The following is a 13113-nucleotide window of genomic DNA, read 5'->3' as shown; positions in this document are numbered from 1 at the left end:
GGCATACCGCAAGGATATGCCGAAACGTGAATTAGCGGCGAAGACCAAGTCTTCCGATAAGTTCACGGTATCTTTGAATATCTTTTTCACGAAGATAGTTAAGCAGGTGTTTTCTGCGTCCTACCATTTTAAGAAGACCGCGTCTGGAGTGGTGGTCTTTCTTATGAAATCCGAGGTGTTCATTGAGTGCAGTGATTTCAGCTGTCAAAACAGCGATCTGCACTTCCGGTGATCCTGTGTCGGACTCGTGTGTACGGTATTCCTGAATAAGTTCATTTTTGCGCTCTTGTGTAATTGCCATGAAGAAACGCCTCCTTTAATTATTGTTCACCTGCATCCGAGTGGACGTCGGAGTCTCTTTCCACCAAGATAAGGCACTTGATTCATTATACGGCAACCATTAATGATTTTCAAGCAGTTCCGCCGCTTTTTCTTTGTCTTTTCCAATTTGTTCAGTCAGTTCATCTATGCCCGAGAACTTCTGTTCTTTGCGGATGAAGTTGTGCCAGTATACAGTCACATTTTCACCATAGATGCTCCTGTTGAAATCAAACAGATGGACTTCTATGGAAACACGTGTCATATTATCATGGAATGTGGGTTTCACACCGACATTGCAGACACCTTTATAGATTTCCTCTTCATTATCAATTTTAAGAGTCACTGCATAGACGCCTTTCGCAGGAAGATGATAACGGTATTCAGGCTCAACATTCGCTGTAGGAAAGCCTATGGTCCGCCCGCGCTTCTCGCCCTGGACGACAACACCCTGCACTTCAAAAGGTCTGCCGAGTGCATCATTCACTTCTTCGAGTCTGTGCGCTGCCAGGTCATCTCTCAGCTTCGTTGTGGAAATCTTTTCGCTTCCGGAAGTCAGTTTGGCGACAGCCGTCGTATTGAAAGCATCGTTTGCTTTCAGCGTATCGATATTCCCTTTCCCGTAACGGCCGTAGGAAAAATCAAAGCCGGCAATCACTTCCCTGACTTTATTGTTGATCAGATATTCACTCACGAAATACTCAGATTCGAGTGCAGCAAATGCACTTGAGAAGTTGATGATAAAGCAGTAGTCGACACCCATGCCGTCTAGCATTTCAAGCTTGATGTCAAGCGGGGTCAGATAAGTTGTACGTTGTTTTTTGGGACTGAGCACGACTGAAGGGTGCGGATCAAACGTCATCACGGCCTTCTTCAGACCTTTTTCCTCCGCAATTTCAATCATTTTGTTGATGACATTCTGATGGCCTCTGTGCAGACCGTCAAAAAAGCCAATTGCAGCAGCAGAATCCTTCAATTCATCCTGCCGGTTGTCTAATGGATAATGTAATCGGATAATTTTCATTTCATCGCCTCTTGGATATTGAACATTTGATATGGTTTCATTACGTCAGGTTTCGCCGGGTGCGGGTAATATATACCAAGCGGTTTCCCTTCGTGTGTAAAAACGACGAGTTCTGCCCCGTCATCCTCGACACTTTCCATAATATCAGATTTGGGCATTTTCTGCCCATTACGGATTTTAAATAAAAAACCATCATCTTTAATGTCCACTGCAGGCTCATCTTTCAGGATTTCCAGCAGCGGCACCACAGCATCTTCATGATCCATTTCCTTCAGTTCTTCCATTGTGATCGCATTTTCGATGTCGATGCCGCAGGAAGCGGTTCTGATAAGGTGGGACATATGGGCATGCACAGAAAGATGACGGCCGATATCAACTGCCAGCGTCCTTACATAAGTGCCCTTTGAACACTCCACATCCACATAAAAATGTATGAGACCATCTTCCCTTGTAATACCGGAAGTCCGTTCCAGGCTGTATATTTTAACAGTCCTTTTCGGGCGCTCTACTGTTTTGCCCTCTCTTGCATACTCATATAGTTTCCTTCCGTCCACTCTCACAGAAGAATACATCGGTACCTGCTGCTCATAATCCTCGGGAAAAGATGCAATCACTCGGTCAATCTGGTCATCTGTTATACCCGAGATATCACTTTTTCCGGTGACTGTTCCTGTCTGATCTTCTGTATCGGTAGCAAAGCCGAGGGTCACCCGCGCCCGGTAGCTTTTACGCTTCGTCTGCATGTACTCCGTGAGTTTCGTCCCTTCACCGATGCAGATTGGCAGTACACCTGTCACTTCAGGGTCAAGGGTCCCTGTATGTCCTACTTTTTTCATTCCCAAAATTTTTCTCATCTTGAATACCACATCATGACTCGTCATGCCGCGCGGTTTATTGATCGGGATTACACCATGAAGCATCCCGTCACCTCCATATGTAAAAATAAAAGCCCGGGGGAGACCCCACAGGCTTATTGATCTTTGATCTCATTCAGCAACGATTCGATTTTATTACCGTATTCGATGGAATTATCATATTTGAAAGCAAGTTCCGGTGCCTTTCTGATTCTGATCTCTTTGGCAACTTCAGAACGGATGAGCCCTTTTGATTTCTCCAGGGCGTTTCCTACTTCTTCCTTGTTTTCGTTCAGTGAAGTATAATAGATTGTTGCTGTTTCCATCTCTTTGGTAAGCTCCACATCAGTGACTGTTACCATTCCGATATCCGGATTGTCAACTTTCGTCCTGAGAGCTTCGCTCACCACTTTTTTAATCTCCTCAGCAACACGTTCCTGTCTGTTACTCATAGATTATCACCTTTCAATCTCGACCATGATGTAGGGTTCAATCTGGTCTCCTTCTTTAAGGTCATTGAATTTTTTGATTGTTATACCGCATTCGTATCCTGCCGCAACTTCTTTTGCATCATCCTTAAAGCGCTTCAGAGTATCCAGTTCACCTTCATAGATGACTATACCCTCCCTGATGACTCTTACACTTGAATCACGGGTGATTTTGCCGTCTGTCACATAAGCGCCGGCGATGGTACCCACTTTGGATACTTTGAATGTCTGTCGGACTTCTACGTTACCGATCACTTTTTCTTCATATTCAGGATCCAGCATGCCTTTCATCGCGGATTCGATCTCTTCGATCACCTTATAGATGACGCTGTAGAGTCTGAGATCCACTTTTTCACGATCTGCCGCTTTTTTGGCATTGACGTCCGGACGGACGTTGAATCCGATGATGATTGCACTGGAAGCTGAAGCAAGTGTAACGTCGGACTCGTTGATTGCGCCTACACCCGTATGGATGATCCGCACATTGACACCTTCTACATCAATTTTCATAAGTGATGCACTGAGTGCCTCAACAGAACCTTGTACGTCACCCTTGATGATCAGGTTGAGATCTTTCATCTCTCCTTCTTTCATCTGTTCGAACAGATTATCGAGACTTACCTTCTGTGTCTGCTCGCGGTCTTTCAGGACCTGCTGTTCAGAACGGGCTTCCCCGATGCTGCGCGCTTTCTTGTCATCTGTGAACACTACGAAACGGTCACCGGCCAGAGGGACATCATTAAGCCCTGTAATTTCCACAGGCGTGGACGGCCCTGCTTTCTGGATTCTGCGTCCGAGGTCATCAACCATGGCACGGACTTTACCGAACGTGTTTCCGACAACAATGGAATCACCGACCTGGAGTGTACCATGCTGGACAAGCAGTGATGCTGCCGGCCCGCGGGATTTATCCAGTTCCGCTTCAATCACTGTACCGATTGCAGGCATGTCACTTTTGGTTTTGAGCTCTTCAACTTCACCAACAAGTGTAATCATTTCAAGCAGGCTGTCGATGCCGTCTCCGCTCAGTGCAGAAAGTTGTACAAAGATTGTGTCGCCGCCCCAGTCTTCAGGATATAGTCCATGTTCACCCAGTTCCGTCATTACACGGTCAGGGTTTGCTGTCGGTTTATCCACTTTGTTCACCGCAACAATGATCGGCACTTCCGCCGCTTTTGCATGATTTATCGCTTCGATGGTCTGAGGCATCACACCATCATCAGCTGCAACCACAAGGATTGTGATATCTGTCACCTGGGCACCTCTGGCACGCATTGTAGTGAAGGCTGCGTGGCCCGGCGTATCGAGGAACGTGATTTTCTTGTCGTTATATTCAATCTGATACGCACCGATATGCTGCGTAATGCCGCCGGCTTCCCCGGCAGTCACTTTAGTATGACGGATGGAGTCGAGAAGTGTTGTTTTACCATGATCGACGTGACCCATGATTGTTACGACACTTGGTCTTTCTTCATTTAAACTGTCATCCAGTTCGAAATAGTTTTCAAGATCGGTATTGTCGACAACCACTTCAAGTTCGGCTGTAAAACCATGGTCTGACGCAATCAGTTCAACAGAGTCGTTATCGAGAGACTGGTTGATATTGGTCATTACACCGACCATGAAGAGATCTTTTACTATTTTGGAAGCCTCTACGCCGATTTTTTCGGCAAGCTCACCGACAGTGATACCTTCCTGATATTTGAACTCCTTAGGCAGTTCCACCTCTTTTTTAGGTGCAGGCTTTTGATTTTGAGCCTTTTTAATTCCTTTTTGTCCTGGTTTATGGTGTCTGCTTTTCTGGTTTCTCTTGTTTTGAGGCCCTTTATTCTGAGGGCCTTTGTTCTGGCCCTGAGTTTTGTTCTGGTTTTGATTTTGCTTATTATTACCAGTAGTATTTGAAGTCTTTTGGCCTTGTTGCTTATTCTGGGCCGGTTTGTTCGTTTTTCCTGCTTCCGGTTTGGTTGCAGATTTTTTGAATTTCTTATCCAGTACAGAGATTTCATCATCTTCCAATGATTTCATATGGCTTTTCACTTCTATTCCTTTGTTCTGAAGGAATTCCATAATCTCTTTGGAGGAAACTCCATTTTCTTTTGCATATTCGTGGATTCTGATTTTACTCATTGAATCACTTTCCTTTCTCTGCGAGCTCCAGCAGCTTGTCGCCGAAGCCTGAGTCCGTGATTGACAGAACCACCCTGTTGGATGCGCCTGTAGCCTGACTCAACTCCATGTTGGAATACTTATCAATCAGCGGTATATTATAATAGCTACATTTATCTTTAACTTTTTTACTGGTGTTTCTGCTGGCATCACCCGCTATGAAAACGAGTTTTGCAGTCTGCTTCCGGATAGACTCTATCGTCTTTTCCTCTCCTGTCGTCAGCCTGCCTGCACGTTTCGCAATCCCAAGTAGATTGAGTACTTTATCCGTCATCGTTTAGGGATGTCCTCCCTGTAGATCAGACGTATTATTTCGTCATATACAGGTTCCAGTTTTTCACTGTCGAAACCGAGCCTTGATTCCAGTACCTTGTTGGCGCGGGCTTCATTCACCTTTTCAAGATCTTTGACAACATAGCTGCCCCGCCCGTTCTTCTTGCCGGTCGCATCCGCGAAAACTTCATTCTCCTTATTGACTACAATCCGGAGAAGATCTTTTTTAGGATGCATTTCCTGTGTCAGTATGCATTTTCTGAGTGGAACTTTCTTTTTCATAAGCCTTTCACCCCGAAATTTATTCTATGCTGCCTTCTTCTGCAGCATCAGATTCACTTTTAATATCAATCTTCCAGCCTGTGAGCTTCGCCGCGAGACGCGCATTCTGTCCTTTTTTGCCGATTGCCAGTGACAGCTGGTTATCCGGAACAATCACCATAGTCGACTGGTTCTCTTCACTGACGACCACGTCCACTACCTGCGAAGGGCTCAGTGCATTTTTAACGAATACTTTCGGATCCTCGTCCCAGAGGACGATGTCGATTTTCTCACCGGAAAGCTCGTTTACGATTGCCTCAACGCGTGTACCTCTGGCGCCGACACATGAACCGACCGCATCCACATCCGGATTTTCAGCATATACACTGATTTTGGAACGTTCGCCCGCTTCACGCGCCACACTCATGATTTCAACTGTGCCGTCATAAATCTCCGGCACTTCTTTTTCAAACAGCCGTTTCAGAAGGTTCGGATGGGTTCTTGAGACAAAGATCTGGGGTCCTTTTGTCGTCTGCTCCACCTTATTGACATACACTTTGATGCGTTCGTTGGGGGTGTACGTCTCATTCGGCATCCTTTCGGATTCACTGAGCACCGCATCTGTCCGTCCGAGCTGGATATGGACAAAGCGATTGTCGACCCTGTCGATCAGACCTGTCATCACTTCATCTTGCTTATCGATGAACTCATTGTACAGTATGCCGCGTTCAGCGTCCCGAAGACGCTGCATTACTGCCTGTTTTGCAGCCTGGGCACCGACACGGTTGAAATCTTTCGGTGTAACATCCTCGTCATAGGGATCTCCGATTTCATAAGCCGGGTTTACTGTGCGTGCTGTATCAAGGTCGATTTCGGCAGTCGTATCCTCTACTTCCTCCACCACATCTTTTCTCGAAATGACACGGTACGAACCGTTTTCGATATTCAGGTCAACCTTTACATTTTTATGCTGTGTATAATTTTTTTTATAAGCTGTCATCAGTGCCGCTTCAATTGTTTCTATCAGCACTTCACGGGGAATGCTCTTTTCCTTTTCAAGGTAATTGATCGCATTCAATAGTTCCTGATTCACTGTCCAGCGCCTCCAATCATAATAAGACCGCCTTTCTAATAGTGGCTATCTTTTCTCTTTCGATAGTAATCGTTTTTTTACGGGTTTTGACTTTGTATTCTACAGTGACTGATTTTTCATCATATTCCTTGAGAATACCTGTCCATTCCTTCTCACCGGCAATCTGCTGGTAAGTTTTGACATAGATACCATGATCCAATGTCATTTCAAGATCATCATCATCTTTAATGGGACGTTCGGCTCCCGGCGAAGAAACATCCAGGAAGTATCCTCCTTTGATGAGATCCCATTCATCAAATTTTTCACTGAGGACTTCGCTTGCACGTGCGCAGTCCTCAAGTGAGATACCGCCCTTCTTATCAAGATAGAGTCTAAGATAGAAATCCGGACCTTCCTTGACATATTCCACTTCTATAAGCTTATACCCCAACGTTTCGACAACCGGCTGTGCTTTGTCCATAACGTTTTGCTCAGTGCGGTTCATTGTCCATTCGCCTCCTTCAAAACTAAGAGAAGAACGGGCAAGCCCGTTCTTCTCCGTGTGACGTGAGTCTTTAATATCATAATAATTATACCACACGGCTGAAATCGCCGCAACATCAAGCTACATGTCGAATATAGAGAGCTGGGCCTTGTCCGGAAGGTGATTCAGACTGCCCATTTCTGTCATATAATCGATGATCTTCTGGGAGACTCCTGCACGTTTGTTGATATCTTCCTTTGAGATGAATGGTTCAGTTTCTCTTGTTTCCACAATCCGCTTCGCAACGTTCTCACCGAGTCCCGGCACCGCGATGAATGGCGGGATAAGTGCATCCTCTTCAATTTTAAAATCAAAGCTGTCGGATTTCTCAATATCGACCGGTTTCACCCGGTAACCACGCTGGGCCATCTCATTGGTGATCTCCAGCACGACCAGCGTATCCTTTTCCTTTTTGGTAAGTTCCTGGAAGTTCTGATTCATCTCTTTCACCCTGTGACGGATGGTCGCCTTATCCTTCACCATCGTCAGCAGATCAAAGTCCGAAGCACGGACAGTAAAGTAGCTGGCATAATAGTAGAGTGGATAATGCACTTTGAAATACGCAATTCTGACAGCCATCAATACATAGGCTGCAGCATGGGCTTTCGGGAACATATATTTTATCTTCTTGCATGAATCGATATACCAGTTCGGGACACCCTGTTCCTTCATCGCTGACTCATGTTCTTCTGAAAGTCCCTTGCCTTTCCTCACTTTCTCCATAATGTTGAAGGCGAGAGAAGGTTCAAGCCCCTGATACATGAGGAAGACCATGATGTCATCCCGGCAGCCGATCACGTTCTTAAGATCGCATGTACCGCTTCTGATCAAGTCCTGGGCATTGCCGAGCCATACATCAGTACCATGTGAAAGGCCTGAAATCTGAACCAGTTCACTGAACGTCGAAGGTCTCGTGTCTTCGAGCATCTGTCTTACGAAGCCCGTACCGAACTCAGGTACACCAAGGGTGCCTGTACGGCAGATAATATCCTCCTCAGTTACGCCGAGCGTTTCCGGAGAGCTGAATAAAGACATTGTCTCCTTGTCATCTACAGGGAGCGTTTTAGGGTCGATGCCTGAGAGGTCCTGCAGCATACGGATCATAGTCGGATCATCATGGCCGAGGATATCCAGCTTCAGAAGGTTATTATCAATCGAATGGAAGTCGAAGTGCGTAGTCTTCCATTCCGCTTCAATATCATTTGCAGGATACTGTATCGGTGTAAAATCATAGATGTCCATGTCATCAGGGACAACGATAATACCGCCTGGATGCTGGCCGGTTGTCCGTTTGACGCCCGTACACCCAAGGACGAGCCTGTCGATTTCAGCGCCGCGCCTCTGCAGGCCGTTATCATTCAGATAACCTTTAACGTAACCGAACGCCGTTTTCTCGGCCACGGTGCCAATTGTACCCGCCCGGAACACCTTATCCTCACCGAACAGCACTTTAGTATAGTTATGGGCTTCCGCCTGATAATCTCCGCTGAAGTTCAAATCGATATCGGGAACTTTGTCCCCCTTGAAGCCGAGGAAAGTTTCAAATGGGATATCGTGTCCTTCCTTGATGAGGGGGACGCCGCACTCTTCACATGACTTATCCGGAAGGTCATATCCGGAGTTTACACTTCCGTCTGTAAAGAATCTGGATTTCTTACATGTCGGGCATACATAATGCGGAGGCAGCGGGTTCACTTCTGTAATCTCCGTCATGGTTGCGACGAAGCTTGAACCCACCGATCCTCTGGAACCGACCAGATAACCGTCGTCCAAAGATTTTTTCACGAGTTTCTGACTGATCAGGTATATGACAGCAAAACCGTTGCCTATGATACTTTCAAGTTCAGTTTCCAGGCGGTCTGTAACTATCTTGGGCAGATCTTCGCCATAGAGTGCTCTGGCATTGCTGTAGCTCAGTTCCCTCATCTCTTCATTCGCACCGTCGATGTTCGGTGTATATAGATCGTCTTTTATCGGAGTGACGTCATCAATGCTGTCTGCCACGCGGTTCGGTGCATCGATGACGATTTCCCGGCGGGTCTCTTCATCCAGAAATGCAAATTCTTCATACATCTCCGTCGTCGTCCTGAACTGTGCATCCGGCAGTATGCCGCGGCTCAATGGATTCCCCGGGTTACTTTTGACGAGTATGTCACGGCACAGTTTCTCCGATTCATCAATGTAATGGACATTTCCTGTCGCAACAACCGGCTTATCCAGTTCCCCGCCCAGCTTGATGATATTTTTAATGATCTCTTCAAGCGTGGATTCATCACGGATGATCTCACGATCCATCAGCCGTCTGTAGAGTGGTTTTGGAAATACTTCCAGGTAGTCATAAAATTTGGCTGCCTTCTTCGCTTCTTCATATGGCTTCTGCATCATAGCTGTGAACACTTCACCCGAATCACAGGCGCTGCCGATAAGCAGACCTTCCCTGTGTTCCTCAAGAAGCTGTTTTCTGATTCTCGCAGACTTATAATAGTTGTCCGTCAGCGAATTGGATACGATTTTGAAAAGATTTTTCAACCCTGTCTGGTTTTTAACCAGGATGGTGACGTGTGTCGGCATCGAACGTTTATACGCATCCGGATCCGCCAGTGTGCTGTTGATTTCTTTATGGTTTTCAATGCCGAGTTTTTTGATCTGTGAAAGCATCTTGATAAAGATATAGGCTGTCGCCTCTGCATCATAGATCGCCCGGTGGTGCTGGGTCAGCTCGACATTATATTTCTTGGCGAGTATGTTCAGACCATGCTTTTTGAACTCTTTGTTGATTGTGCGGGACAATTCGAGCGTATCGATGACACCGTTCGTGTACGATTCCAGGCCCACCTGTTTATAGGCAGCTTCAATGAACCCCATATCAAAGCTCGCGTTATGGGCAACAAATATTGCGTCCCCCACCCATTCTTTGAAGTCTGTGATCACTTCATCGATCGGCGGTGCACCAACCAGCATGTCGTCGGTGATGCCTGTAATTTCCTTGATTGTCTCCGTCAGTGGTTCATTCGGATTGCTGAAACGTTCGAAACGGTCGACAATTTCGCCATTTCGAACTTTTACACCGGCAAGCTCTATAATCTGATCATATTTGGAAGACAGGCCGGTAGTCTCCACGTCAAACACGACGAAATCATGATTTTCAAGGACGATATCCTGCGGCTTATAGGCAATCGGTGCGCCGTCGTCAACCAGCAGGCCTTCCATGCCGTAGATCATCTTGATGCCTGCTGCCTGTGCGGCATGATACGCATCAGGGTAGGCCTGGACATTATTATGATCGGTGATGGCGATCGCCTTGTGACCGTAATCTTTTGCACGCTGCACATATTCCCCGACATTCCTGAGTGCATCCATCTGGCTCATCTCTGAATGCAGATGGAGTTCCACGCGCTTATCTTCCATCGTATCCTGCTTGGCGGGCTTATGGATGACATTCAGATTGCGGATCATGAGTACCATGTCCCTCGCAAACTCATCATATTCCACGTTGCCCTCGATGACGACCCAGTCGTTTTTAGACAGGGCGTCAAAGACGTCTTCATCATTTTTACCGTGTCTTGAGAACATTTTGGTTGCGATGGAATCCGTGTAATCTGTAATCTTAAGCTGAAGGATCTTGCGTCCTGTCCTGAGTTCCCTGACCTCGCTTGCGAATATGACACCTTCCACCTTGACATTGAATTCCTCATCCACGACTTCATGCAGCGGCCTGACACCATTCAGATCCATTGATTTGCCAATCTGTTTGACGACATCCTCTTTGCGGTTCTCCCGCTCCTCTTCCATTTCCTTGCGGTTTTCGATGAAGCCCTGAACCAGTTCAGTCTTCTCCTCTTTCAGCCTTGCTTCGAGTTTTGAGCGCTTATCATTATCCAGGTTTGCATCCGCCCTGAATTCGATGGCGGTGATCGGCAGACCGAACATTTTGTAAACAGAAGTCAGGTTGCCGTTGATATGCTTATTGAAATGGGCCACTTCGATATCATTCTGAACAGAAAACGTCAGCACACCGTCCTTGAATTCCTTGTCACAATTCAAAAGCTGGAATCTGATATTATCGTTCACTTTAACTTGCATAAGCGCAGATTCCAGATAATCTATGACATCCTTATCTTCATAGGAATCTGCCGAAATATGAATTTTTGCCGCTGCAATCGATGAAAAGGCCTCCCGGATGCTTCCTTCCATCAGATCTCTCAGGGAAGCAGGTATCATTCTGTCAAAATGGATATGGAATTCCCATACTCTCTCTTCATCGTCCGCCACTATCTTTTCAAGCTGGCCACCGGATAAATGCTGATTATCCTGTATGCCCGCCTGTTCAAGAAGCACCTTGAACTGTTCCTTCCCTTTCACTGACAACACTCCTGTAAAAGCGCGTAAATCATTGATTTACGCGCTGAAAATTTCGATTAATAGTTTGCTTTTAAATATTCAGTGACCTGACTGATATCCACTTCGGCTGTCTCTTCACTGTCACGGGCCTTTATTTCCACTTTGCCTTCCTTGATGCCGCGGCCCACAACCACTCTGTAAGGCAGGCCGATCAGGTCGGAATCGGCAAATTTGACGCCAGCGCGTTCTTTTCTGTCGTCATAGAGCACTTTGTACTCTCTGCCGAGCGTTTCATAAAGCGATTCAGCCGCATTTCGGGCTTCCTCGTCTTTTGGATTTGCCGTAATGATATGGATATCAAAAGGCGTTACAGATTTCGGCCAGATGATTCCCCGATCGTCATGATGACTTTCAATGATCGCAGACAGCGTACGGGAGACGCCTACACCGTAGCAGCCCATCAGCACAGGAACACTGCGGCCGTTTTCATCCAGGACATTGAGGTTCATGGCTTCCGAATACTTGGTTCCAAGCTGGAATACCTGTCCCACTTCAATCCCTTTCATGAATTTCACTGCACCGCTGTCATCTTCTGCTCTTTCTCCTTCGGTTATGAAGCGGAAATCACCGGTCCCGGCAGTTTCAAAATCCCTGCCGTGATTGACGTTGATAAAGTGGTAGCCATCGATATTGGCACCTGTTGGATAATTGCTCATCACATTCACCTGATGATCGATATATACAGGAACCGAGGCTTCCACAGGACCAAGGCTGCCCGGTGAAGCTTTCATGACACCCCTGATTTCTTCATCAGAAGCGAATTCAATTTCACCCGCCCTGAAGTAATCCCTGACTTTGATCTCATTCAGTTCATGATCTCCGCGGATCAGGATCATGACAAATTCCCCGTCCACTTTGAGCACCATCGTTTTCGTCGTATCAATAAGCTCGATGTTCAGATGATCGGCCAGAGCAAGACATGAATCCACCCCCGGCGTCGCCACTTTTTCAAGAGCTCTCTGTTCTGCGTCTGCCATCATTTCAGGCACCGGGCATGCCGCTTTTTCGACGTTCGCAGCATAGCCGCTTTCATCCGTATACGCGATGATATCTTCGCCGATTTCAGACAGCGCCATGAATTCGTGCGTATGACTGCCGCCGATTGCACCGGAATCAGCCTCTACCGCACGGTAGTTCAGACCAACCCGTGAAAAGATATTGGAATACGCATTGTACATATCCCTGTATGTTTCATTGAGTGACGCTTCGTTACTGTGGAATGAATAAGCGTCCTTCATGATGAATTCCCTGCCGCGGAGAAGCCCAAATCTCGGTCTTAGTTCATCACGGAATTTAGTCTGAATCTGGAATAAAGTGAGCGGCAGCTTCTTATAGCTTTTCAGCTCGTCCCGAAGCAGTGCCGTAATGATTTCCTCATGTGTCGGTCCGAGCGCGAAATCCCTGTCGTGGCGGTCTTTCATACGCATCAGTTCAGATCCGTATGCCTGCCATCTCCCGGACTCTTCCCAAAGCTCCCTTGGATGCAGCACCGGCATCTGGATTTCCACACCGCCTATGTTATTCATCTCTTCACGCACAATCTGCTCGATATTGTTGAGCACGAGTTTTGTGATCGGAAGATAAGTGTAGATCCCGCTTGCCATCTGCTTGATCATGCCGGCTTTCAGCATATAACGATGACTCAGGCTCTCTGCGTCCTGTGGTGTTTCCCTCATCGTAGGTATAAACATTCTGGATTGTTTCATTGGACT

Annotated in this window: 11 protein-coding genes; all 11 read right to left on the bottom strand. The window is 46.6% G+C overall.

All coding sequences use genetic code 11. The annotated features are described in order from the left end of the window. Window positions 1-31: 31 nt before the first annotated feature. Window positions 32-301 (bottom strand): 30S ribosomal protein S15, encoded by a 270-nt coding sequence (gene rpsO, locus BM271_RS02085; protein ID WP_046789986.1) that lies wholly within the window; start codon window positions 299-301, stop codon window positions 32-34. A gap of 99 nt (window positions 302-400) precedes the next feature. Continuing rightward, window positions 401-1342, bottom strand: coding sequence for a bifunctional riboflavin kinase/FAD synthetase (locus BM271_RS02080; protein ID WP_046789985.1), 942 nt, complete (start codon window positions 1340-1342; stop codon window positions 401-403). After that, window positions 1339-2262 carry a tRNA pseudouridine(55) synthase TruB gene (gene truB, locus BM271_RS02075; protein ID WP_046789984.1) on the bottom strand — a complete coding sequence of 308 codons (924 nt, stop codon included), beginning with the start codon at window positions 2260-2262 and terminating at the stop codon, window positions 1339-1341. Before truB ends, BM271_RS02080 begins: the two co-directional genes overlap by 4 nt. A 50-nt stretch (window positions 2263-2312) precedes the next feature. Further along, the gene (gene rbfA / locus BM271_RS02070; RefSeq protein WP_046789983.1) at window positions 2313-2648 is read right to left on the bottom strand and encodes a 30S ribosome-binding factor RbfA; all 336 of its coding nucleotides are present in this window, start codon (window positions 2646-2648) and stop codon (window positions 2313-2315) included. Between the two features lie 6 nt (window positions 2649-2654). Beyond that, window positions 2655-4811 (bottom strand): translation initiation factor IF-2, encoded by a 2157-nt coding sequence (infB, locus tag BM271_RS02065; protein WP_046789982.1) that lies wholly within the window; start codon window positions 4809-4811, stop codon window positions 2655-2657. A gap of 4 nt (window positions 4812-4815) precedes the next feature. After that, window positions 4816-5124 (bottom strand): L7Ae/L30e/S12e/Gadd45 family ribosomal protein, encoded by a 309-nt coding sequence (locus tag BM271_RS02060; RefSeq protein ID WP_046789981.1) that lies wholly within the window; start codon window positions 5122-5124, stop codon window positions 4816-4818. Then, window positions 5121-5405 carry an RNase P modulator RnpM gene (gene rnpM, locus BM271_RS02055; protein ID WP_046789980.1) on the bottom strand — a complete coding sequence of 95 codons (285 nt, stop codon included), beginning with the start codon at window positions 5403-5405 and terminating at the stop codon, window positions 5121-5123. Before rnpM ends, BM271_RS02060 begins: the two co-directional genes overlap by 4 nt. 19 nt (window positions 5406-5424) lie before the next feature. Beyond that, the gene (gene nusA / locus BM271_RS02050; RefSeq protein ID WP_046789979.1) at window positions 5425-6477 is read right to left on the bottom strand and encodes a transcription termination factor NusA; all 1053 of its coding nucleotides are present in this window, start codon (window positions 6475-6477) and stop codon (window positions 5425-5427) included. 16 nt (window positions 6478-6493) lie between these two features. After that, entirely contained in the window at window positions 6494-6961 is a 468-nt protein-coding gene (gene rimP / locus BM271_RS02045) for a ribosome maturation factor RimP (RefSeq protein WP_046789978.1), read from the bottom strand. Between the two features lie 120 nt (window positions 6962-7081). Continuing rightward, window positions 7082-11368 carry a PolC-type DNA polymerase III gene (locus BM271_RS02040; protein WP_046789977.1) on the bottom strand — a complete coding sequence of 1429 codons (4287 nt, stop codon included), beginning with the start codon at window positions 11366-11368 and terminating at the stop codon, window positions 7082-7084. Window positions 11369-11418: 50 nt separating this feature from the next. Continuing rightward, on the bottom strand, window positions 11419-13107 hold the full coding sequence (locus BM271_RS02035) for a proline--tRNA ligase (protein WP_046789976.1): 1689 nt from the start codon (window positions 13105-13107) through the stop codon (window positions 11419-11421). Window positions 13108-13113 lie beyond the last annotated feature (6 nt).

Source organism: Salinicoccus halodurans (assembly GCF_900114445.1).
Taxonomy (GTDB): Bacteria; Bacillota; Bacilli; order Staphylococcales; family Salinicoccaceae; genus Salinicoccus; species Salinicoccus halodurans.
Note: the sequence above shows the minus strand (reverse complement) of the source record. Positions and strands in the feature narration are given on the sequence as shown.

Excerpts from the sequence above, each read along its gene's own strand:
- infB (WP_046789982.1), bottom strand. The coding sequence starts at position 4,811 with ATGAGTAAAATCAGAATCCACGAATATGCAAAAGAAAATGGAGTTTCC.
- rnpM (WP_046789980.1), bottom strand. The coding sequence starts at position 5,405 with ATGAAAAAGAAAGTTCCACTCAGAAAATGCATACTGACACAGGAAATG.
- BM271_RS02035 (WP_046789976.1), bottom strand. The coding sequence starts at position 13,107 with ATGAAACAATCCAGAATGTTTATACCTACGATGAGGGAAACACCACAG.
- rimP (WP_046789978.1), bottom strand. The coding sequence starts at position 6,961 with ATGAACCGCACTGAGCAAAACGTTATGGACAAAGCACAGCCGGTTGTC.
- BM271_RS02080 (WP_046789985.1), bottom strand. The coding sequence starts at position 1,342 with ATGAAAATTATCCGATTACATTATCCATTAGACAACCGGCAGGATGAA.
- rpsO (WP_046789986.1), bottom strand. The coding sequence starts at position 301 with ATGGCAATTACACAAGAGCGCAAAAATGAACTTATTCAGGAATACCGT.
- BM271_RS02060 (WP_046789981.1), bottom strand. The coding sequence starts at position 5,124 with ATGACGGATAAAGTACTCAATCTACTTGGGATTGCGAAACGTGCAGGC.
- truB (WP_046789984.1), bottom strand. The coding sequence starts at position 2,262 with ATGCTTCATGGTGTAATCCCGATCAATAAACCGCGCGGCATGACGAGT.
- rbfA (WP_046789983.1), bottom strand. The coding sequence starts at position 2,648 with ATGAGTAACAGACAGGAACGTGTTGCTGAGGAGATTAAAAAAGTGGTG.